The sequence below is a fragment of the Cellulophaga sp. Hel_I_12 genome (genome assembly GCF_000799565.1).
Taxonomy (GTDB): domain Bacteria; phylum Bacteroidota; class Bacteroidia; order Flavobacteriales; family Flavobacteriaceae; genus Cellulophaga.
This window is the reverse complement of the sequence record NZ_JUHB01000001.1, coordinates 3473121-3496958: the sequence shown is the minus strand read 5'-3', so window position 1 is coordinate 3496958 and position 23838 is coordinate 3473121. Positions and strand designations below refer to the sequence as shown.

Below are 23838 nucleotides of genomic sequence, written 5' to 3'. Positions count from 1 at the left end.
AAAATTACCAATCAATAGGCCTGTAATCTTTCAAAAATTTACCACACCAGTGTTTTCCTGTATTAATACCATCTATTAATGGATCTAAAACACGTGCAGCTCCATCAACAATATCTAAAGGAGGTTGAAAATCATGTACTTCTTGTTTCTTTTTAGATAATTCCGCAGGATCTTCATCGGTTACCCAGCCCGTATCCACAGCATTCATAAAGACACCGTCTGTTGCAAAATCTAAAGCAGAGGTATGGGTCATCATATTTAAAGCTGCTTTTGCCATGTTGGTATGCGGATGCCGATCTTCTTTGTAAAATCGATGAAATTTGCCTTCCATCGCCGATACATTAATGATGTGCTTTTTACCTGTATTTTCTTTTCGCATTAAACGCGAAAGTCGGTTGCACAAAACAAAAGGAGCTACAGCATTTACGAGTTGCACCTCTATCATTTCAGGCGTTTCTATTTCGCCTAGCTTAAGTCTCCAGCTATTGGTTTTTCGCAAATCTACTTGTTGTAAATCAGCGTCTAATTGTCCCTCTGGGAAGACTTCTTTGGTAGACAGTGAGTTATCAAAACTATAGGGAATCTGTGATAATTTTGCCGATGCACGGATCCCAATTCCAGGTTCTGGCGCGTGCCAAGTAACGGCTAAGGTATTATTTTGTTGGCTTGAGGTATTTTTGCCTAGGGTGTTTAATTCATTTAAGCAATACAAGTGGTCCTTTAATACTTGTTGCGCAGCTTTTGGCATATCGGCAACAGCTAGTTCTTCATTTCTCATTAAATGCTGATAAAAACCAGCGGGCCTGCGAACAGTTTGTGCTGCATTATTTATTAAAATATCTAAGCGATCATACTGTTGTTCTATAAAATTACAGAAAATTTCCACACTCGGAATATGACGCAAATCTAAACCGTGAATTTTAAGGCGATGCCCCCATTTCGAAAAATCATCTTCTTGAGAAAATCGCAAAGCAGCGTCTACAGGGAATCTTGTGGTCGCAACGACAGTGGCTCCAGAACGCAATAAAATTAAGCTAATGTGGTAGCCAATTTTTAAACGAGAACCGGTTACAATGGCCACCTGCCCCTCCAAATCGGCCGTTTGAAAACGTTTGGCGTAATTAAAATCACCACAATCTTGACACATGCTGTCATAAAAATGATGCAACTTTGTATATACCGTTTTGCAGACATAACAATTTCTTGGAGATTCTAATTCTTGCTCCTCCAAAGATTTTAATTTTGGGGCTTCTAATAAAATGGGTGCTTTAAAAACTACAGCTTCACGAGCACTTCTGATACCTGTTTCTTTACGTGCATGCTTGTCGCGCTCTATCATTTTGCGTTTAGCAATTTTTTCAGCATCTTTTTTAGATTGCTTGAAGGCGTCACGATCAGGTCTTGACAACCTGCCCGCCGCTTTTAACAGCGCTACACGGTTTTCTTCGGATAGTGCTAAAACAATATGAGAGGCGTCAACTAATTTTTCAAGTGTACGAATACATTTGTCAATCTCTTCTTGACTAATTTTTTCCTTAGTCTCCTCCCCCATTTCGTTTGATGTGTCAGAATCCATATACCCAATTTCCTTTTGATAAAACGATGCAAATGTACGGCTTAAATAAGCTGTTTTTTATAATTGTTTTTGGTTTAGAAGTAACAAATTTTAGCACTTCATGTATAGCATAAGTCCAGAGAAGAACCTAGGGCATCCGTAGTTCTTAATCCCTAATGCTCCGTTTTCAAAGTGCTTTTGCTAGTGAAGCTACTGAACCTGATCTTACCTTGACACTTCGAAACACCTTTTTTATGCCTAAACTAAAAGTCGCTTGTGCTATACCACCTTTGTCTCCAATACTTTTTTACCCTCTAAATAGCCGATCATCAGGTCTCCTGAATTCACTTTTCCCACACCAAGAGGCGGTGTACCCGTTAAAATAATATCCCCAACATTCAAGGTCATAATCGATGAAACATAGACCAGTAGATCGGTTAATTTGGTAATCATATGGCTACTATTGCCATTTTGAACTTCAACACCATTTACTTCAAAAGAAAAATTGATATTATCTACATCAGCAAAATCAGCTATTGGATAAAAAAAACCTATAGGGGTTGCCCCATCAAAACCTTTTGCTAAATCCCAAGGACCTTGCAAGGCTTTACTTGCCACCAGTACATCTTTAGCCGTTAAATCATTTGATAAGGTAACTGCATCAATAAAGTCTAGGGCATTTTGGAGCTCAGCATTTTTACAGGTTTTACCAATTCTAAAAGCCAATTCGGCCTCATACCAAACCTCCCTCGAAAAAGTAGGCAAAACCAAATCTTTATTATCCTCCAAAAGCGTGGTATCGGCTTTGGTAAATATAATCGGAACGACTTTTTCCGATGGCATTTCACGCACATCTGTCACGTAATTTTTGCCGATAGCGATTATTTTCATTTTTTTTGAATCGTTGTTTTTTTAAAAAAATTAAACGAAGAACTTTCAACACCTTTAAAATTAAAGCATAAGTTCTAGGTTCTTGGCTTTTGACTCTTGACTTTCAACATTGGCCTTTCGCCTTTTGACTTTTTCCTAAAACCCAAAAACAGAATTTTTTTAGTTCCCCTTTGGGCGTTGCACTGAGTACAGTCGAAGTGGGATAGCTGGCTTTCAGCCTATCTTAAACTCGCCAAACTCTTTTCTAAGGTTTCAATTTTAGCCTGAGCATCATCTTGCTTTTGATGTTCTATAGCAATCACCTGTTCTGGTGCGTTACTCACAAAGCGTTCGTTAGACAGCTTTTTTTGAACGGAAACTAAAAATCCTTTGGTATATTTTAGTTCTTCTTCGATTTTCTTAATTTCTGCTTCAATATCAATAGCGCCAGCAATCGGAATAAAATATTCGTTGCTTTTTACTCTAAACGACAAAGCGCCCTCAACGGCTTCAGTAACATAAGAAATAGCCGAAATATTCGTTAATTTTTTAATCACTTCATCCCAATCTTGAGCTATCGACCCTTCATTTAACACCGATAGGCTTAAATACTCCTTCATTGGAATATTTTTTTGTTTTCTGATGGTTCTAACTCCTGCAATTACTTCAGCAGCGTAGTCGAATCCTGAAATTAAAGCATCGGATACGGGCTGGGCTAATGGCCATTTGGCCACTACTAAAGCTTCTGCTGGCGTACGTTCTTTAATATGCTGCCAAATTTCTTCTGTTATAAATGGCATATAGGGGTGCAATACTTTTAAATTATTTTCGAAAATAGCAATCACTGCATCAAAGGTAGTTTTATCAATAGGTTGCTGATAGGCTGGTTTTACAATTTCTAGTAAGGTCGAACTATAATCATCCCAAACCAATTTATAAATAGACATTAAGGCATCCGAAATACGGTATTTACTAAAGTGATCTTCAATGTCTAAAAGTGTTTGGTTAAACTTTGAATGGTACCATTCGATGCCTAATTTCGCAGCTTCTGGTTGCGGAAGATCAGCTACTTCCCACCCCTTTACGAGTCGGAAACCGTTCCAAATTTTATTGGCGAAATTTTTTCCTTGCTGGCATAAGGCTTCATCAAACATTAAGTCATTCCCAGCGGCAGCACTTAATAACAAACCAACACGAACACCATCTGCACCGTAGGCTTCAATGAGGCCTAATGCATCAGGTGAATTTCCTAAAGATTTAGACATTTTCCTTCCTTGCTTATCACGAACCAAACCCGTTAAATATACATTCTCAAAAGGTGGTTTATCGCGGTATTCATAGCCTGAAATAATCATTCGGGCCACCCAGAAAAACAGAATATCAGGCCCTGTAACTAAATCATTCGTAGGGTAATAGTATTCAATTTCTTTATTTTCTGGTTCTAAAATTCCGTTAAAAACACTAATAGGCCATAACCAAGAAGAAAACCAAGTATCAAGTGCATCTTCATCTTGCTTTAAATTTTCCGCTAAAAGCGCGGTGTTTCCTGTTTTTAGCTTTGCTTTCTCCAGGGCTTCTTCTTTACTTTCTGCCACTACAAAATCTTCGGCACCTTCGCCGTAGTAATAGGCCGGAATTTGCTGTCCCCACCATAATTGACGAGAAATATTCCAATCGCGAATGTTTTCCATCCAATGACGATAGGTGTTTTCGAACTTTTTAGGAAATAGCTTTACCTCATCTGTTTCTAATACGGCTTGAATGGCTGGCTTTGCCAAATCTTCCATTTTCAAAAACCACTGATCTGACAATCGTGGCTCAATAACGGCTTTGGTACGCTCCGAAGTTCCTACTTTATTTAAATGGATTTCGGTTTTTACTAAAAACCCTTTTTCTTCTAATTCTTTGGCTATTTCTTTGCGAACTACAAAGCGATCTTTTCCTTCATAATGCAAGCCATGATGATTTAAAGTGGCATTCGGGTTCAAAATATCAATAACTTCTAGCTGATGCTTCTCGCCAAGTGCCTTGTCGTTAATATCATGGGCAGGCGTTACTTTTAAACATCCTGTTCCGAATTCGATATCTACATACTCATCTTCAATTATGGGAATTACACGACCACTAATTGGAACAATGGCCTTTTTACCTCGTAAATGTGCATAACGCTCATCATTCGGGTTAATACAAATAGCAGTATCGCCTAAAATAGTTTCAGGTCTTGTGGTGGCAATGGTAAGCATCCCTGCCCCCAATGAGGTCGTTTTTTCATCTGCATCAACTACTTTGTAGCTGATGTAATATAAATTTCCTTGTTTTTCTTCGTAGATAACCTCTTCATCAGATAGGGTGGTAAGGGCTTCTGGATCCCAATTTACCATTCTAAACCCCCGATAAATAAGTCCTTTTTCATATAAATCCACAAAAACCTTAAGTACAGAAGCAGACATATTGTCATCTAAAGTAAATTTAGTTCTATCCCAATCGCAGGAACAGCCTAATTTTTTTAGTTGCTCTAAAATTACGCCTCCGTATTCATCAGTCCAATCCCAAGCATGTTTTAAAAATTCTTCACGTGTCAAATCTGCTTTATCAATCCCTTGTTCTTTCAGTTTTGCTACTACTTTTGCCTCTGTAGCTATCGACGCATGGTCTGTGCCCGGCACCCAACAAGCATTTTTGCCCATTAAGCGCGCTTTACGAATCAAAACATCTTGAATTGTATTGTTCAACATATGGCCCATATGCAATACTCCTGTAACATTTGGCGGTGGTATGACGATGGTATAAGGTTCTCTTTCATCGGGTGTAGAATGAAAGTACTTATGGGTCATCCAGTAATCATACCAACGTTTCTCTACTTTTTGCGGTTCATATATTGATGCTATTTCCATGTTTTGGTATAATTTTTGTAATTATTAGTTGTATCTTCTTGAGGGATCATTATCGTAAGTGCGTATAAAACTCCATTTAATTGCCTCTTGAAATACGAAACAAAAATAAGTAACGTTATTAGATAACAAAAGAATTTTGAGATTCAAGTGAAAAACTTTAATTTTGAATCTTACCCAAAACTCGAAATGATGAAAAAATTAGTACTAGTTTTATTTGTAGGATTATTGGCGATGAGCCTTAATGCACAAGAAAAATCAGCAAAAATCGAATTCAAATCGGATACTGTTGATTACGGTAATATCGAAAAAGGTTCAGATGGTCTTCGTGTATTTCAATTTACAAATACAGGAAATGCTCCATTAATTATTAGTAAAGTTAATTCTAGCTGTGGATGCACCATCCCAAAAAGCCCAGAAGGACCAATTTTACCTGGTAAAACAGGTGAAATTCAAGTAAAATATGATACCAATAGAGTGGGTCCCATTAGAAAAGCAATTACGGTTATTTCTAATGCTGACACCCCTACTGTGGTCTTAAAAATTAAGGGAGATGTTAAAGACGCGGTTGTCGTTCAATAACGAAATACCTTTAACGATTAGAAAAGCGCTAACGAAAGTTAGGGCTTTTTTTTTGCGCTACCCCTAAAGGTAAGAAAAGAGTTCTGATGGATAAAAGAAAAAAAATCAATGCTTTTAAAACGAATTCTTTAAAAAATCCTTGACCTTTTTAAAAAATAAAGTGAAACTGAAAATAAGTATTCTCTCTTATTGTTTTGTAGGGAATGATTCTGCATTTTTGTAAAAATATTAGCCTATGCCTGCGATTTCAAAGAAAGGTTTATCTATGCCAGAGTCACCCATCCGGAAATTGGTACCTTTTGCTGAGGCTGCCAAAAGAAAAGGCATCAAGGTTATTCATTTAAACATTGGTCAACCCGATATTAAAACACCTACGATTGCACTCGATGCTGTTAAAAACAATACCATTGAAATTTTAAGCTATAGCAAAACCGAAGGTTTTGATTCTTACCGACAAAAATTAGTTGAATATTACGCTTCGCATCATATTCATGTGAGCGAACAGGATATATTAGTAACCACAGGAGCATCAGAAGCTTTATCTTTTGTTATTGGAAGCATTGCAGATAACGACGAAGAAATTATAGTTCCAGAACCCTTTTATGCCAATTACAATAGCTTTTCTATTGCTTTTGGAGCCACAATAGTCCCTATTCCCTCATCAATTGAAACAGGTTTTGCACTTCCTAGTATGGCTTCCTTTGAAAAAGCAATTACACCGAAAACCAAAGCTATTTTAATCTGTAACCCCAATAACCCAACGGGTTATTTATATACTCAAAAAGAAATTCATCAATTAGCGCAGCTTGTTAAAAAGCACGATTTATTTTTTATCGTTGATGAAGTTTATCGTGAGTTTGTCTACGATGGCAAAAAGCATTATTCCGTTTTAGAAGAGAAAAATTTAGAAGAACACGCTATTGTGATTGATTCTGTATCAAAACGTTACAGTATGTGTGGTGCAAGGATTGGCTGTGTGGTTTCTAAAAACAAAAACCTAAAAGACACGGTGCTTAAATTTATGCAAGCTAGGTTGTCGCCTCCTACTTATGCCCAAATTGCCAGTGAAGCTGCTTTAAATACGCCAAAAAGTTATTTTGAAGAAGTTCTTGAAGAGTATTCGGATAGAAGAAATCTTATGATCCATGAATTACAAAAAATACCAGGCGTTAAAGTTGTAGCTCCACAAGGTGCTTTTTATTGCATAGTTGAACTACCCGTTAAAAATTCTGATACCTTTGCACAATGGCTTTTAGAAGATTTTAGCATGTGTAATGAAACGCTTATGGTTGCCCCTGCCGCTGGATTTTACGCTACCAAAGGCCTAGGCCAAAATCAAATCAGAATTGCCTACGTACTTGAAAAACAAATATTAAAAAGAGCAGTTCATATTTTAAGTGAAGCGCTTAACACTTATAAGGTCCATGAAAATTCAGCAGCAAGTATCTCTAAAGAAATATAACAGTTTTGGTATCGATGCTAAAGCAGCTTTCTTTTGTGAAATAAATACGATCGAAACCTTAGCAAAAGCTTTACAGCTGGCAGCATATCCTACTAAATTTATACTCGGTGGTGGTAGCAATATGTTACTAACTAAAGATATTGATGCTTTGGTGCTACACATTAACCTAAAGGGTAAAAAAATTAGTACCGAAACTGACGATTACGTTGTTATTGAAGTAATGGCTGGCGAAAATTGGCATGACTTGGTTTTATGGACCTTAGAAAATGATTTCGGTGGCTTAGAAAACATGTCATTAATCCCAGGAAATACAGGAACTTCTCCCATACAGAATATTGGTGCCTATGGCGTAGAGTTAAAAGATGTTTTTGTGAGCTGTGAGGCTATGAACATAAGCAATCAAAAAATAAAAACATTTAGTAAAACAAAATGCGCGTTTGGTTACAGAGAATCGTACTTTAAAAATGAAGGCAAGGGAAAATACATCATCACTTCTGTAGCCTTAAAACTAACCAAGAAAAATCACAGTCTAAATACCTCTTATGGATCAATAGATACCGAATTAGTAAAAAATAATATTACAAACCCCACTATTAAAGATGTTTCGAATGCTGTGATAGCCATCAGGAGTAGTAAACTTCCGGATCCAAAAGTTTTGGGAAACAGTGGTAGTTTTTTTAAGAACCCCATTATTTCAGAAGAAGAATTTAGTGTATTCTCGAAAAATAATCCAGATGCCCCTTTTTACCAAGTATCAAACAAGGAATTTAAAATTCCGGCTGGTTGGCTTATAGAGCAATGCGGCTTTAAAGGAAAAAGATTTGGGGACGCAGGAGTACATAAAAATCAGGCTTTAGTTCTCGTCAACTATGGCCAGGCTAGTGGGGCTGAAATTCTTGCTTTAGCCCATAAAATTATTGCTGCTGTTACTGAAAAGTTTAATATTTGTATCTTACCGGAAGTAAATATTATAAAATAAGCCTGATATCAAAAATATCAGGCTTATACCAAACCAAACTAACCAAAATTAAGATTGCGATAACCAGTCGCAACCTTATACTTATTTCTAATTCAAAATTGTAGCAATCAATTTTATACATTTGCGCTACATTTTAAATACGTAGAAAATTAAATTTTAGATTTTTTTAAATCGGTTTTTTATCATTTTTTTCATGAGCGCACCCTTACTTGAAAAACATATCATAGAGTTATTACAGGAACGTAATGAAAAAGCGATATCGCTTCTCTATGAAAATTACAGTGACACCCTATATGGTGTGGCTTACAAAGTGGTGAAAAACGAAGCCCTAGCCCAAGATGTTCTGCAAGAAAGTTTTGTGAAAATCTGGAAGAAGTCTGACACGTACGACCCTACAAAAGCAAAACTTTTTACGTGGCTTTTTAGAATTACCCGAAACACGGCTATCGACAAACTAAGAAGCGGAAAAACCAAACAAGATAAAGAAATCCAAATTGATGTTTCTGACGTATATAAGGTAGGCGTTGATGCAGTTAACCCTGATTTTATTGACATGCGAGAGAATCTATTAAAAATAGATTTAAAATATCAAATCGTATTGGAAGCCTTGTTTTTTGAAGGGATGACACAACAAGAAGCAAGTGAAGAATTAGATATTCCTCTAGGCACCATTAAATCTAGATTAAAAATTGGTTTAAGGGAATTGAGAAAAATTTACATAGAACCTACACTGCTTTTTTGGCTAACATTTTTAATGTTCTAATTATGATACAAGAAAAAATTAAACTGTTTTTAGATACTGATCTACTCGAAAAGTATTTATTGGGCACTACCACGAACTTAGAGTCTAACCAAGTAGAACGATACATAGCGATGTATCCAGAAGTACGCAAAACGTATAACGAACTACAAGAAAATTTAGAAGCGTTTGCAAAATCATATGCGATAAAAAGTCCAGACGGATTAAAAGAAAATATTCTATCTAAAATTAAAGCCCAGAATAAGACCAAGCGTAAATTTATGAATTACGCTATAGCCGCCAGTCTTGCGGCTATAGTATCGATAGGTGCTTCGTATTTCTTCTACACTCAAAATCTTAATTTACAGGAAGAAAATACGGTGGTCACGAATCAAATTAAGCTCTTGGAAGAGGATATGAAACAACGATTAGAAGATGTTAGAAATCAATTTATTGTCTTAAACAATCCACAGACTAAAAAATATACGGTTACAGGGAATATAAAAGCGAAAGATTTAAAAGCCGTAGCCTATGTAAATCCAGTAAAAAAGTTATCGTACATCAACGTACAAAATTTACCACAATTAAAAGAAGATGAATGTTTGCAAATGTGGGCAGAGGTAAATGGCAAAATGATTAACCTTGGGGTCATCAAAGAAGCTGGCACCAAAGACAACTTATTAGCCATGCCTTACGCAAAAAATGCTGTGGGGTATATCACCATTGAACCCAAGGGTGGCAATGATGCTCCAACCGTTGATAACATTGTTGCAAATATTACATTTTAACATAAGAACTGCTGTACTAATACCGAGTAAAAACAGTAGAATGTACTATCTTTGTACCAGATTTAAAACCTCGCAAACAGAAACAAAAATGAACATGCATTTGTTTCTTATACAGGGAATTAAATTTACAAAAAAATGTAACAGATGAAATTAGCACTCTTAACAATCGGATTATTAGCACTTGCATTCGCAGGGATAGCTATTAAAATTTGGGCAAAAAAAGAAGGAAAGTTTGCAGGCACTTGTGCTAGCCAAAATCCATTTTTAAATAAAGAAGGTGAAGCTTGTGGTTTTTGTGGAAAACAACCCGATGAACAAGACTGCAAAAAAGATACTGTCGCTTAAAAAGTATTATTTTTTTCCCTATATTATTCAAAAATTTGATTTGGACAAAAACCAAGATAAATTATTACATACTATTGCTAAGGCAAAGGCAGGGAATCAAATAGCATATAGTTCTTTATTAGATTCGTTCTGGGGTGATGTTTACAGCTTTCAGCTACTCCGCACTAAAAATGAAAATGATGCCGAAGATATTACGGTACAAACATTTTCTAAAGCCTTTGATAAACTGCACACGTATGATGAAAACTACTCATTTAAAACGTGGCTTATAACAATTTCAAAAAACATACACGTTGATTTAATTCGAAAGCGGAAAAATAATGTTTTTGAAAATTCGGATAATGGTTCTGAAGCCATAAAAAAGGTATTAGATGTGAGTCCGTCTGCAGAAGATCAACTGATTAGCGAACAAAACCTTACGACCTTATTACGTCATATTAAAAACTTAAAACCTCCTTACCAAAAGGTAATCAATCTTAGGTACTTCAATGAATTAAGCTATGCTGAAATTGCCCTAGCTTTAAATGAGCCTATTAACAATATTAAAGTAAAACTTCTAAGGGCCAAGAAATTACTAGCGGCAGCCATCAAAGCAACAAAATCGTAACCGTTTTTGTGTCGCTTTTAGGACGTAACAGAGCCATTGAGAACCTAAAATTGTTTGTATATTTGCATAAAAAAAACTGAGATGAGTAATTCTACTTTAGAAAGTATTGCACCGCCAAAAGGAAAACCAAAATGGTTACGGGTAAAGCTTCCAACAGGAAAAAAATACACCCAACTTAGAGGTTTAGTAGATAAATATAATCTGAATACCATTTGTACTTCTGGAAGTTGTCCTAATATGGGCGAATGTTGGGGAGAAGGGACCGCTACTTTCATGATTTTAGGAAATATCTGTACACGTTCCTGTGGCTTCTGTGGCGTTAAAACAGGCAGACCAGAAGCGCTAGATTGGGAAGAACCTGAAAAAGTGGCTCGCTCCATAAAAATAATGGGCATCAAGCATGCCGTCATCACCTCGGTAGATAGAGATGATATAAAAGACATGGGTTCTATTATATGGGCTGAAACGGTAAACGCCATACGGCGAATGAACCCCAATACTACGCTAGAAACCCTACTTCCTGATTTTCAAGGTATCGAATCGCATTTAGATCGTATTATAGCCGTTAAACCAGAGGTAGTATCACATAACATGGAAACTGTTAAAAGGTTAACGAGAGAGGTTCGAATTCAAGCAAAATACGAACGTAGCCTTGAAGTATTGCGGTATTTAAAGGATCAAGGCATCAACAGAACAAAATCTGGTATTATGTTGGGGTTAGGAGAATTAGAAGAAGAGGTGATCCAAACCATGCAAGATTTGAGAGATGTCAATGTAGACATTGTCACTATTGGACAATACCTACAGCCTAGTAAAAAACACTTACCTGTAAAAGAATTTATAACACCAGAACAGTTCAAAAAATATGAAGAAATTGGCCTAAAAATGGGATTCCGTCATGTAGAAAGTGGTGCTTTGGTAAGATCGTCGTATAAGGCACATAAACATATTAATTAAAACGAAAACATTTATTTGCCGCTATACCAAAAGGAAAATTACATTCTTATCACTAAAAATAAGGCAAATAGGTTAATTTTATATGAAACAACTAAATATTGGAATTAACGGTTTTGGAAGAATCGGGAGAACTTTAGTTCGTTTACTACAGGACCATCCAAACTTAAATGTAGTTGCCATTAATGATTTAGCTCATGTACAAACCATGGCTCATTTATTAAAATACGATAGTATTCATGGTGTTTTTCAGCCTACTATTTCGCAAACCGAAAAAAGCATCACTATTGGCTCTAATAAGCCCATAGCATTTTTAAATGAAAGTCATCCAGAAAAAATTCCTTGGGGGGCCTATGATGTTGATATTGTTGTAGAAGCTACTGGGAAATTTAAAACTCGAGATACCCTAGCTTGTCATATTCAAAACGGAGCAAAAAAAGTAATTTTATGCGTACCGCCAGATGACGACAGCATTAAAATGATAGTGATGGGAGTCAATCATCATCTTCTTAGCGCAGATGACGATATCATTTCAAACGCCTCCTGTACGACCAACAATGCAGCTCCGATGCTAAAAGTTATCAATGATTTATGTGGTGTTGAACAAGCCTATATAACTACCGTACACTCCTATACTACAGATCAAAGCTTGCATGATCAGCCACATAGAGATTTAAGAAGATCTAGGGCTGCAGGACAATCAATTGTGCCCACGACCACTGGAGCTGCTAAAGCATTAACTAAAATTTTTCCTGAATTAGATGGCTTGATTGGTGGGTGTGGTATTCGTGTGCCGGTGCCCAATAACTCCCTAACCGATATTACGCTTAATGTTAAAAAAGAGACTTCAATAACCGCCATAAACCAAGCCTTCAAGGAGGTTTCGGAAAATTCCTTAAAAAACATCCTTTTTTACACCGAAGATCCTATAGTTTCTATTGATGTGAACAATACTTGCTACTCTTGTACGTTTGATTCTTTGATGACTTCTGTAATCGGAAAAATGGTAAAAATAATTGGTTGGTATGACAATGAGACCGGCTACAGCAGCAGAGTTATTGATTTAATATATTTAATACAAACTAAATCTTATTTAGATACATAAATTGAAATCTATAAAACATTGTTATTATTTGTGCCTTTACGTTTTTTTATTCGTAGGCCAAATGGCTTTATCTCAAGAAAATGAAAACTTACGAGATGAAGTAGAAATGCACTTTATAGCTTCAAGAAATTACAAAAATCAGGATAAAATAGTTCTAGCTTTAGGTTCCCTTGAAAAAGCCTTGAAAGGTGCTGAAAAAACCGAGGATATTAAACTTATTATAGACTGTTACAACGAATTTTCACTTTTATATTACCATCTTAATAAACTAGACCAATCTGTTTTATACTGGGATAAAGCTGATAATTTATTAAATGAAATGCAATACCCTTATGGGCAAGCTGTACATAAATTTATCGATGCCCTATACCTTTACGAACAACAAAAATATTACCAGGCTAATTATGAGTTAGATAAAGCCGATCAAATGACCAATGTTAGAAATTTAACCCTTCATATTCTTCTAGCAAAAGCATTTATTTATTTAGAACTTCCAAAATATGAAGAAGCACTAAAAAACTTCAACTCTTTAATTGTAAATAGTGATGACATTGAAAAAGATTACATTGCTGCTAGAGCCTATGTAGGCTTGACAATTCTAAAACTAAAAACAGGAGAACCAGAAAATAGCTTAAAATATGCTGAGGCGGGATTAAGTCTGGCTAAAAAGAATAATTTTTATAATGAAATTTTAGAGTTAAACAGCCTTTTGGTCGAAGCCAATGAGGTCTTAGGAGACTATGAAAACTCTTTACGCTATAGTAAAAACATCATTGGCATCAAAGATTCTGTTTACAATGTAGCCAAAATAAATACGGAGGCAGAAACCGCTGATAAAATCTATTTGAATTTACAGATTGCCGAAAACAACCTTAAAGACAAACAAATTGAAGATTTAAAAGCTTCAGGAAGCAGAAGTGCCATTACAGCAATTTTAACTTCGGCTTTTTTAACCATTATCTCTTTATTAGCTATTTCACTCTACAGAAACAACCATATAAAGGTTAAGACGAATGACTTATTACAAACAAAAAACACCGAATTAGAAGCCTCCCGAGATGCCGCGGTGAAGGCCATGGAAACAAAAACTAATTTCCTATCTACCGTAAGTCACGAACTTAGAACGCCACTCTATGCCGTCACTGGATTAACCCATCTTTTGTTGGAGGAAAACCCCAGTGAGAGTCAGAAAGAACATTTAAAAGCCTTAAAGTTTTCCGGTGACTATTTACTGAGCTTTATCAATGATATTTTACAATTAAATAAAATTGATGCCGATAAATTAGAACCTGTAAACACAGAATTTAATCTTAAAAAAGTACTTACAGAAGTGATTAGTTCGCTACAGCAAAGTGCTAAAGAAAATAAGACAAAAATTGTGTTGGAGTATGATGAGAATATTCCAAAAAATCTATTAAGCGACTCCATGAAGCTTTCCCAAATTCTTATTAATTTAGTGGGTAATGGCTTAAAATTCACCAAAGGAGGAGAGGTTACTGTTATTGCCAAGCTCCTAAACAGAATAGAGGACACCGCAACTTTATATTTTGAGATTAAAGACAATGGTATTGGGATTGATAAGGACCAAGTGACCAATATTTTTGAAAGTTTTGAACAAGGGTCTATCCAAATTAACAGGGAGTACGGAGGTACTGGTCTGGGCTTAACTATCGTAAAAAGTTTACTCGGCTTATTCAATAGTAAAATTCACTTAAGAAGTGAACTTGGAAAAGGAAGTTCTTTCTATTTTGAAATTGAAATGGGTTGTAAAAATACGGTTATCGATGATATACCCTTTGAAATTTATCAAGAAGATTTTGAATTCACAGGACTTCATTTGCTAATTGTAGAAGACAACAAAATAAATCAAGTCATTACCAAAAAAATGTTACTTAAAAAAGATATGACTTGTGATATCGCTAGCAATGGAACGGATGCTGTAGAAATGGCCTATCAAAACAGGTATGACTGTATCTTGATGGACATTCATATGCCAGGTATTAGTGGCGAAGAGGCAACTATACTGATTAGAAAATTTAATAAGAAGATTCCAATTATTGCACTTACAGCAATTTCTTTAGACGATAGTTTAGAAAGCTTTTATGCCGCAGGATGCAATGATGTAGTGACAAAACCTTTTAAACCAGAAGTATTCTATCAAAAAATTGGCGAGAATATTTTTACTACAAAGCATCCACTTACTTAAAGTATTTCGTTGAGCGCACTTGCTATTAATTGTTTGCCATTTCCTTTAAACTCATGCGCAATAGCTATATAATATAGTTCATTAACCTTCCCTTTTAAACGCACATAATCCTTTTCTGTGGTTACAATAAAATCTTTGGTATTGAACAGTGCAATTTCTTCTTTAGAAAAAAAATGATGGTCTCTATACCTTAAATGTAAAACTTCTATTCCGTATTGCGTTAAAAATGTTACTAAAGGTTCGGGGTTAGCAATTCCGGTAACGAGGGTAATTTTTTTATTTTTTAATGCTTCTAAAGACAATGACCTCTGTTCGTTTAAAATAGTAGTAGCATATTTTAAATAGCTAAACAATACCTTTTGATGCTTTAAAGGTGCTAATTTTCGAGTGATTTGCTGCTGTTTTGCTTCTGAAATAAGTTCAGGGCATTTAGTGACGATAATGAGGTCTGCTCGTTTAGCTTCTTTTTTACCATCCCTTAAATGACCCGTGGGCAAGTACCAATCATCCACATAAAGGCCATCATAAGCGGTTAAAAGTATCGCAAATTTTGGACTTACTTTACGATGTTGAAAAGCATCATCTAACAAAATTACATCTGGCGAAATTGTTGATTCTAAAATTGAAATTCCATTTTTCCTATCCGCGTCAACAGCTACCGGAATAGCTGGAAACTTCGAATAGATTTGAAAAGGTTCATCTCCTAATAGTTCCACAGCACTAGCCTCGGTAGCCATCTGGAAACCAGCCGATTTTCTACCGTACCCACGACTTAAAACTGCCACGCTTTTCTCTGGACTTAAAAGTCGTATTAAAAACTCAATCATAGGTGTTTTTCCTGTTCCCCCTACACTTAAATTACCCACACAAATAGTGGGTGTTTTAAAGCTTTTACCCTTAAAAACATCAATATCAAATAAAAAATTTCGAAGATATACGACTAAGGCATATACTAACGAAACAGGAAAAAGGAATATTCTTATGACGCGCATCGATAACGAAAATATAATATTTTATCTTTGAAAAATAGATAAACCTTTAAAATGATTGTAAAAGATATTACAAACCTGTTAGAAGAATTAGCACCACTTGCCTATGCGGAAGATTTTGATAATGTAGGCTTATTGGTCGGCGATGACCAAGCTCAAGTTTCTGGTGTATTAGTGACCCTCGATACATTAGAAAACGTAGTGGACGAAGCGATTGCCAAAAATTGTAATTTAATTGTCAGTTTTCATCCCATTATTTTCGATGGATTAAAAAAAATTACAGGGGCTAATTATGTACAACGTGTGGTCTTAAAGGCACTACAAAATAATATTTCGATTTACAGTATGCACACGGCATTAGACAATTCGAGATACGGAGTCAATGCTAAAATTGGTGAAGTATTAGGCCTTACAAATACCAAAATTTTAATTCCACAAAAAGGAACAATAAAAAAGCTCAGCACCTATGTTCCAAAAGCCGCTGCTGAAAAATTAAAAGAAGCCTTATTCGCTGCTGGAGCAGGAAATATTGGTCAGTACAGTCATTGTAGTTTTAGCGTTGAAGGTACTGGGTCGTTTAAAGCGGGAGAAAATGCGAACCCAACCCTAGGAGAAATAGGGAAAATACATTTTGAGGAAGAATGTCAAATTCATATGACGTTTGAAAAAGCTTTTGAGCGTCAAATTATAAAAGCCTTACACGATCATCATCCGTACGAAGAAGTAGCTTACGAAGTGCACACTTTAGAAAATTACAACCAAAATATTGGCATCGGATTAATTGGTTCTTTAGAAAAAGAGATGAATGAGGCTACATTTTTAGCCTTTGTCAAAGAAAAAATGAATGCTTCGTGTATTCGTCATTCAAAATTTTTGAATAAACCCATAAAAAAAGTGGCTGTTTTAGGGGGTAGTGGTTCCTTTGCTATACATGCTGCAAAGGCTGCTAATGCTGATATTTTCATTACTGCCGATTTAAAATACCATCAATTTTATGAAGCCGAAGATCGCATGATTATCGCTGATATTGGACACTATGAAACTGAGCAGTTTACAAAAAATTTATTAGTTGACTATCTTACAAAAAAAATCCCTAATTTTGCAGTCCGTTTATCGGAAAGTAAAACAAATCCTATCCAATATTTTTAATATATGGCAACAAAAACAGAAACAACGGTAGAACAGAAGTTGAGAGCATTGTATGACTTGCAATTGATCGATTCTAGAGTTGATGAAATACGCAACGTTAGAGGAGAATTACCTTTAGAAGTTGAAGATTTAGAAGATGAAGTTTTAGGTCTTAAAACTAGAATGGAAAAACTAAAGTCGGACGTTGAGACAATCAATTATGAGATTACTGGCAAAAAGAACATGATTGACGATGCTAAAACCTTAATGAAAAAATACACCGAACAACAAAAAAATGTTCGGAATAGTAGAGAATTCAATTCTATCACTAAGGAAGTTGAATTTCAGGAATTAGAAATTCAATTGGCCGAAAAAAACATCAAAGAATTTAAAGCGCAAATAGATCAAAAGAAAGCTGTAATGGCAGAGACTAAAGAGCGCCACGGAGAACGCGAAACGCATTTAAAGCATAAAAAAAGCGAATTGAATGCTATCCTTGCTGAAACAGAAAAGGAAGAAAAAGCATTAATTGCTAAATCTGCTGAATACAAAAATCAAATCGATGAGCGTTTGGTTGCTGCTTACGATCGTATTCGTGTGAATGTTAAGAATGGCTTAGCCGTTGTTGCTATCGAAAGAGGTGCTTCTGGGGGATCGTTCTTTACAATTCCACCACAAGTACAGGTAGAAATTGCATCTCGTAAAAAAATTATCACTGACGAACACAGTGGCCGTATTTTAGTTGATCCTGTTTTAGCAGAAGAGCAACATGAAAAAATGCAAAAGCTTTTTTCTAAATTATAAGCCATTTATAAGGTATAAATATAAAAAAACCCAAGCAAAGCTTGGGTTTTTTGTTGTTTTGTATGCAACCAAAAAAAATGGTATTTTACGATTAAAAAAAATGAAGAAAATAGAAAATTACGTTTTGGTCCTTTGTTGTTTCATTTGTTCTAATTACGCTATGACTCAAGATATATCTGATTTTGAATGGAAAAATAGAGTTTTAATCCTTGTCGCCAAGGATTTAAATAATGAAGGTCTAAAAACCCAACTAGAAGCTTTTAAAGGCTTTTCAGATGATTTTGAGGCGAGAGATTTGATCTTATTTATTAGCACCCCACAAGGTACTTATACTTCTCAAAAAACCTCAGTTGATCTCAAGGGTATAGATACCTTCCAAAAAAATAATTTCAAAGGCATTATTTTATTGGGCAAAGACGGTGGTATAAAGTTAAAAGAGCCCTTTACAGTAACAGCAAAAACAATTTTAAATGTAATTGACGCTATGCCCATGCGTCAGCGCGAAAAAAAATCACAGCAGTAAATAAGTTTACAACAAGCTTAGCATTAAATTTTCAACTTCTATACCATCCCATATTTCTTCAATATTGGGTAGTTTCATCACGTGTTGCATGATTGCCTCTTGAGCATCACCTTCAGCTAAAGCTTCTGCATAAGGGCGATTAGAAAAAGTAACTCTAGAATATACAGGAATCCATTTTTCGGGATGTTTAGCGGCGAAGTGTTTCTCAATCTTTTTTTGTACTAAAAACATGGGATCCGCAGTTTTACTACTCATTTCCATGAAATTCCGGTAACTTAACTCTGCGATAGCATCTGCATTTGGTTTACGCTCTTTTTCAAATTCCTGAAAAATGGTCTCCCAATCGTCTCCATGTTTTTTAATGATAGCGTTAAGTGCATAAATATCTTCAAAACCAGCATTCATCCCTTGGCCGTAAAAAGGCACAATAGCATGAGCTGAATCGCCCACCAAGGCCACCTTATCCCAATAGGTCCAAGGAAAACACTTCATGGTAACCATCGCACTCGTGGGATTTTTATAAAAATCTTCCGTCAGGTTTTCTATGTCGTGCATTACATTTGGAAAGTAGGTCTTAAAAAAGGCCTTAGCATCTTCTTTTGTTTGGATACTTTCAAAAGAAACTTCGCCTTCAAAAGGCATAAATAGGGTACATGTAAAGCTCCCATCAAGATTTGGCATCGCTATGAGCATAAATTTTCCTCTAGGCCAAATATGAAACGAATTTTTATCTAATTTAAAAGAGCCATCTTCATTTGGTGCTATCGTCAGCTCTTTATAACCAACATCTATAAAGTCTTGCGAATAATCAAACCTACTCCTTCTTTGCATCTTATGACGAACCCTTGAAAAAGCACCATCACAACCAAAAATTAAATCGTATTGATATTCTTGCCACTCCCCTTTTTCGGTTTCCCCTGTAAATAACTTTGCATCCGGAAGACTTACATCCCAGACTTTTTCTTCAAATTTAAAAAGAACACCTTCTTGCTCTGCTAAATCGATCATTTTGCGATTTAAAACACCTCTTGAAATAGACCAAATAGCCTCACCTTCTTTACCGTATTTTTGATAATATTCGGCCTGCCCCACTACGTGCATCGCCCGCTTATCTAAGGGAATGGCAATTTTTTTAATTTCATCCTCAATAGCTACTTCTCGTAAGGCATTCCAACCTCTATTGCTCATCGCTAAATTAATAGAACGTCCAGAAAATTCTACATTGCGAATATCAGGTCGGCGGTCAAAAACGGTAATATCGTGCCCCCATTTTTTAAGATAGATGGCTAATAAGGAACCTACTAAACCCGAACCAATAATGGCTATTTTTTTTGAAGCTTGTGTCATGTTATTATATTCGTGAAAACAATATAAGTATAAAAACTAAAAATCCTTCACTTTTTCTTGTGAAGGACTTATAGGTATACTAAAATCTTTAGTGGACTAATGGTACTATTCTAAAATACCATCAACAATACCGTAAGCAATTGATTCTTCTGCACCCATCCAATAATCACGATCAAAATCTTTAAGTACTCTTTCGTAATCTTGGCCACAATTTTCTGCCAAAATTCGGGCACTTAATTCCTTTGTTTTGATAATTTCTCTGGCCTGAATTTCAATATTAGAAGCTTGTCCTCTAGCACCACCACTTGGTTGATGAATCATAACCTGTGCATGCGGCTGAATAAAACGTCTTCCTTTCTTGCCCACAGATAGTAAAATCGATCCCATAGAAGCGGCTAAACCTGTACAAATGGTAGATACCGGACTTTTTAAGGATTTAATGGTATCATACATCGCAAAACCAGAAGTGACGTATCCTCCAGGGCTATTAATGTATAATTGAATTTCTTTATGATTCTGCATGTCTAAGTACAACAAACGATCTATCACATGTTTTGCAGAATCGTCATCGACCATTCCCCAAAGAAAGACCTTGCGTTCCTCTAACATTTTTTCATCTATAGCTTCTTGTATTTTTCCTTTTTTTGAACTCATTTTTCTTCATCTTATTGAATTTCAAAATTAATCAAAATAATGCTGAAATACTTATCGATTTTAAAAAACTATCTGCAAAAGACTTTATCTTTGAAAAAAAGAGTTGTTCGCGGCTTATTCAACCACGATACCTAAAAAACATTAATCCCTATACGCTAAACTTTTTAGTCTAAAAATGAATTAATTATGAAGAAATTAAGCACCCTTTTACTCCTAGCCACTTTAGCAATAATGTCCTGTAAGGAAGAAAAAAAGCAAGAAACTATAGCCCCCATGCCTGAATTGACTATTCTTGAGAAAGTAGCAAATGCACATGGCTTTGATGCTTGGAACTCTATCAATGAAATACAATTTATCTTTAACGTGGATCGCGATACGACCCATTTTGAACGTAAATGGACTTGGAACACAAAAACCAATGAAGTAACAGGAAGCAGTATGGGACAGAGCACCACATACAATAGAAAAATGGTCGACTCTACTTCGACCAATATCAATGCTGCTTTTATCAATGATAAATTTTGGTTGCTTGCTCCTTACCAATTAGTATGGGATGCTAAAAATTTTACGTACAATCATGTTACAAATGCTACGGCGCCCATCAGTAACAAGCCGATGCAAAAATTAACCATAGTGTATGGCGCTGAAGGAGGCACTACTCCAGGCGATGCCTATGATTTCTATTTTGAAGAAGATTACCTGCTAAAAGAATGGGTCTTTAGAAAAGGAAACCAAACAGAAGCTTCTATGACGACCACTTGGGAAGATTATAGCACCATTAACGGCTTAAAAATTGCCCAATCGCATAAAAAAGACGGTGAGAATTTTAACTTATATTTTACAGGAATTGAGGTTGAGTAAAAGTTTATAACTAAATTTCAAAGGATTACTTGAAAATGAATTCTTTTTTAAAGATAGCTATGTATAAATTTAATACTATGAAATTTACCTATGTAATGCTACTTTTTACAATCTTAAGCTATACCCAAAATGAAAAGAGAGCTATTCTCTTAGATAAAGAAGATAAGCAACCCATTGAGTTTGTGAATATTTACAATAGCAAAGATTTTACAACAAGTAATGAGGATGGAAATTTTTTATTTACATCAAATTTAGATTCTATTTATTTTTATACAGGAGGATACAATAAACTCGCAACCACTTTCAATAATATTAAAGATACCATTTATCTTGAAAAAAGCGTTTTTGAGTTAGATGAAATCGTTGTCACCAATAAAAAAGGCTTTTTTGATACCATCATAGATGGGTTAGAAAATTACTCGTTTGAACCTTACAACGAAAAATTCCTGTTACGTTCCGTCTTAAAGTACAATGATAGTATTGTAAGAATCCAAGATATTCAAGGTAAATTAAACAGAAAAACACTGTTGTATACTAATGATATGGAGCTTTCAAAAAAAGACTATAAAGTCGAAATTACCAATATGCGTAAAATTGGGGTGCTGAAAGACAATAAAGATGCCTATTTTAAATTTCCTTCCTTTAATTATTTACTACTAAATTTTGTACCCTTTGGTATTGCTCAAGATAGTTTCGAGTTAGAGGAACAAACTTTTGATAATAGGACTAAAATAAAATGGAAGTTCACTTCCACATATCCCAAAGAATTAGGAACGGCAGAAGGAAATTATATCATAAACTCAAAAAATAATGCCATTGAGTATTTTGAAATTAACAAAAATTTTAAAAAATACAACTACCAAAGCTCTGAACAAATAAAATATAGGACTGATAATTTTCGAACAAAAATATACCTGTCTAAGGATGAACTTACGAATAAATATTTTATAAATTATGCCAAATTCAATACGCGTATAGAAGTTACAGATTTTAAAAAATCCTTTACTTCTTATTATGATTTGGAATTTATCCTGACTACTTCAGAGAATTTTAAGGAAATGAGCGTCAAAAGTAATATCAGGGAAAGCGAAGATATTTTTAAACTACATTATAGGTATAATAAGGAGTTTTGGAATCAAGAAAACCAATTACTATTGACCAATGAAATGACTGATTTTATTCATAAAATTAAGAACGATGAGAATAAATTAAATGTAAAAAGTAATTTTTAACTATTCTAATGCTTCTTAATTTAAACTATACATTTGATACTTTCCTTTTTTGTCGGGTTAGGCCAAAAGTAGCTACAAAAATCAATAAGGCACATCCTAAAAGCACCAAAAAACATTCCAACAAAGAATAGCTATCTGCTAATAAGCCCAAAAGTGGTGGAGCACATAAAAATCCGGCATAGCCGCTACCTGCAATAAATGAAACTCCTTTAGAAGAGTCTATACCCTTCACGTTACCGCCAATTCTAAAAACTTCGGGTACCATTACCGAAAAACCTAATCCGCTTATTGCGAAACCGGCAATTGCCAAATAAGTAGTAGACGTTAGCACCAGAACATAGCCTAGAATGGCTAAACAAGCGCCATAAGCTACAATGCGAACGGGACCAATTTTGGCACTTACAGCGTCGCCTAAGAAACGACCTAAGGTCATCGTGATTTGAAAACCAAGAAAACCTGCCCCCCATAAAGCCTCTGGTGCCATTGAAATTTCTTTTAAGAACAATCCGCTCCAATCTACTATAGCACCTTCACTACCCATGGCCACGAACGAAATAACGCCTAGTAGCAATAAGGGTTTAAACACTTTTAGACTAAAACTACCCTTTTCAACAGGTGCGGCTTTAAGACCCACGATATATTTATAAAATACTAGATGTATCCCCAAAACTAAGGCTACGGCAATAGCCATATGAAGTGTTGGATTGTTTAATGGGCCGATCATAAAGCTACCCAAACCCGCCAATACGCCTCCCAAACTAAAAAACCCATGAGAGGCTGACATAATTTTCTGATGGTCTTTTTTTTCCAATTCAGTCACCAAGGTATTCATAGAGATGTCTGTGAACCCATTCGCAGCTCCAAACAAAAAAAGACCCGCCATTAAGGTATAGTAACTAGGGGCTATAATGGGCAGAAGGGCAGCAAAAGAACTTAAAACAACGCCGTAGCAGGTTGCTTTTCCTACTCCTATTTTATTAATAATAGTCGAGGCTATAGGAAATATGGTAAAGACTCCAAGGGACAAGAAAAAAATAGCAATTCCTAATTCCGATTTATCAATCATCAAGTTCGCTTTCACCGTAGGAATATAGATGGCCCATGTACCAAACAAAATATTAATGCTAGCAAAAACCCAAGCAGCAGCAAAATAACGCGGATTAGAAAGTAGTAAGCGGAGTGATTTCATTATTTCGGTCTTAAAAACAAAGGTCTAA

At 35.4% G+C, this 23838-nt stretch carries 22 protein-coding genes; 15 read left to right on the top strand and 7 right to left on the bottom strand.

The window, feature by feature from the left end; translation table 11 throughout:
* Positions 1-4 precede the first annotated feature (4 nt).
* From GQ45_RS15175 to GQ45_RS15165, 3 genes are all read right to left on the bottom strand, one after another.
* Entirely contained in the window at positions 5-1576 is a 1572-nt protein-coding gene (locus tag GQ45_RS15175) for an SDR family NAD(P)-dependent oxidoreductase (protein WP_197056962.1), read from the bottom strand.
* A gap of 258 nt (positions 1577-1834) precedes the next feature.
* Positions 1835-2446 carry a fumarylacetoacetate hydrolase family protein gene (locus tag GQ45_RS15170; protein WP_047419324.1) on the bottom strand — a complete coding sequence of 204 codons (612 nt, stop codon included), beginning with the start codon at positions 2444-2446 and terminating at the stop codon, positions 1835-1837.
* 218 nt (positions 2447-2664) lie between these two features.
* Complete coding sequence (locus GQ45_RS15165) at positions 2665-5319, bottom strand: valine--tRNA ligase (RefSeq protein WP_047419323.1); 2655 nt, start codon at positions 5317-5319, stop codon at positions 2665-2667.
* A 189-nt stretch (positions 5320-5508) separates the two neighbouring features.
* Here GQ45_RS15165 and GQ45_RS15160 point away from each other — a divergent pair, with 189 nt between their 5' ends.
* The 10 genes from GQ45_RS15160 to GQ45_RS15115 all read left to right on the top strand — a co-directional run bounded on the left by GQ45_RS15160 (position 5509) and on the right by GQ45_RS15115 (position 15083).
* Complete coding sequence (locus GQ45_RS15160) at positions 5509-5898, top strand: DUF1573 domain-containing protein (protein WP_047420487.1); 390 nt, start codon at positions 5509-5511, stop codon at positions 5896-5898.
* Between the two features lie 235 nt (positions 5899-6133).
* Positions 6134-7360 carry a pyridoxal phosphate-dependent aminotransferase gene (locus GQ45_RS15155; protein WP_047419321.1) on the top strand — a complete coding sequence of 409 codons (1227 nt, stop codon included), beginning with the start codon at positions 6134-6136 and terminating at the stop codon, positions 7358-7360.
* Entirely contained in the window at positions 7323-8339 is a 1017-nt protein-coding gene (murB, locus tag GQ45_RS15150; protein WP_047419319.1) for a UDP-N-acetylmuramate dehydrogenase, read from the top strand. Before GQ45_RS15155 ends, murB begins: the two co-directional genes overlap by 38 nt.
* Before the next feature lie 193 nt (positions 8340-8532).
* Positions 8533-9102: an RNA polymerase sigma factor gene (locus tag GQ45_RS15145; protein WP_047419317.1), complete on the top strand. Its 570-nt coding sequence runs from the start codon at positions 8533-8535 to the stop codon at positions 9100-9102.
* A 5-nt stretch (positions 9103-9107) separates the two neighbouring features.
* Positions 9108-9866, top strand: a complete 759-nt coding sequence (locus tag GQ45_RS15140) for an anti-sigma factor (protein WP_047420485.1) — start codon at positions 9108-9110, stop codon at positions 9864-9866.
* A gap of 144 nt (positions 9867-10010) precedes the next feature.
* Positions 10011-10211 carry a hypothetical protein gene (locus GQ45_RS15135; protein WP_047419315.1) on the top strand — a complete coding sequence of 67 codons (201 nt, stop codon included), beginning with the start codon at positions 10011-10013 and terminating at the stop codon, positions 10209-10211.
* A 40-nt stretch (positions 10212-10251) separates the two neighbouring features.
* A complete protein-coding gene (locus tag GQ45_RS15130) occupies positions 10252-10818 on the top strand; it encodes an RNA polymerase sigma factor (RefSeq protein WP_047420483.1) in 567 nt (188 codons plus the stop codon).
* Between the two features lie 81 nt (positions 10819-10899).
* Positions 10900-11775 (top strand): lipoyl synthase, encoded by an 876-nt coding sequence (lipA, locus tag GQ45_RS15125; RefSeq protein WP_047419313.1) that lies wholly within the window; start codon positions 10900-10902, stop codon positions 11773-11775.
* Positions 11776-11857: 82 nt separating this feature from the next.
* Complete coding sequence (gene gap / locus GQ45_RS15120; protein ID WP_047419311.1) at positions 11858-12877, top strand: type I glyceraldehyde-3-phosphate dehydrogenase; 1020 nt, start codon at positions 11858-11860, stop codon at positions 12875-12877.
* Between the two features lie 61 nt (positions 12878-12938).
* Positions 12939-15083, top strand: a complete 2145-nt coding sequence (locus GQ45_RS15115; protein ID WP_052188244.1) for an ATP-binding protein — start codon at positions 12939-12941, stop codon at positions 15081-15083.
* On the opposite strand, the gene lpxK is transcribed toward GQ45_RS15115, so the two are convergent.
* Complete coding sequence (lpxK, locus tag GQ45_RS15110; protein WP_047419309.1) at positions 15080-16075, bottom strand: tetraacyldisaccharide 4'-kinase; 996 nt, start codon at positions 16073-16075, stop codon at positions 15080-15082. The two genes, GQ45_RS15115 and lpxK, sit on opposite strands and share 4 nt — an antisense overlap.
* Positions 16076-16126: 51 nt before the next feature.
* Here lpxK and GQ45_RS15105 point away from each other — a divergent pair, with 51 nt between their 5' ends.
* The 3 genes from GQ45_RS15105 (at position 16127) to GQ45_RS15095 (ending at position 18527) form a co-directional block, all read left to right on the top strand.
* Complete coding sequence (locus GQ45_RS15105; protein ID WP_047419304.1) at positions 16127-17221, top strand: Nif3-like dinuclear metal center hexameric protein; 1095 nt, start codon at positions 16127-16129, stop codon at positions 17219-17221.
* A 3-nt stretch (positions 17222-17224) separates the two neighbouring features.
* The gene (locus tag GQ45_RS15100) at positions 17225-18004 is read left to right on the top strand and encodes a zinc ribbon domain-containing protein (RefSeq protein WP_047419303.1); all 780 of its coding nucleotides are present in this window, start codon (positions 17225-17227) and stop codon (positions 18002-18004) included.
* A gap of 160 nt (positions 18005-18164) precedes the next feature.
* Positions 18165-18527 carry a DUF4174 domain-containing protein gene (locus tag GQ45_RS15095; RefSeq protein WP_197056959.1) on the top strand — a complete coding sequence of 121 codons (363 nt, stop codon included), beginning with the start codon at positions 18165-18167 and terminating at the stop codon, positions 18525-18527.
* Between the two features lie 6 nt (positions 18528-18533).
* On the opposite strand, the gene GQ45_RS15090 is transcribed toward GQ45_RS15095, so the two are convergent.
* Together GQ45_RS15090 and GQ45_RS15085 are read right to left on the bottom strand one after the other, a co-directional pair.
* Entirely contained in the window at positions 18534-19874 is a 1341-nt protein-coding gene (locus tag GQ45_RS15090; protein ID WP_047419301.1) for an NAD(P)/FAD-dependent oxidoreductase, read from the bottom strand.
* Positions 19875-19979: 105 nt separating this feature from the next.
* On the bottom strand, positions 19980-20528 hold the full coding sequence (locus tag GQ45_RS15085) for a ClpP family protease (RefSeq protein ID WP_047419299.1): 549 nt from the start codon (positions 20526-20528) through the stop codon (positions 19980-19982).
* 186 nt (positions 20529-20714) lie between these two features.
* Here GQ45_RS15085 and GQ45_RS15080 point away from each other — a divergent pair, with 186 nt between their 5' ends.
* Complete coding sequence (locus GQ45_RS15080) at positions 20715-21389, top strand: hypothetical protein (RefSeq protein ID WP_047419298.1); 675 nt, start codon at positions 20715-20717, stop codon at positions 21387-21389.
* Between the two features lie 77 nt (positions 21390-21466).
* Complete coding sequence (locus GQ45_RS15075) at positions 21467-22621, top strand: hypothetical protein (RefSeq protein ID WP_047419296.1); 1155 nt, start codon at positions 21467-21469, stop codon at positions 22619-22621.
* A gap of 25 nt (positions 22622-22646) precedes the next feature.
* Here the strand turns inward: GQ45_RS15075 and GQ45_RS15070 are convergent, their stop codons facing one another.
* Entirely contained in the window at positions 22647-23810 is a 1164-nt protein-coding gene (locus tag GQ45_RS15070) for an MFS transporter (RefSeq protein ID WP_047419294.1), read from the bottom strand.
* Positions 23811-23838 lie beyond the last annotated feature (28 nt).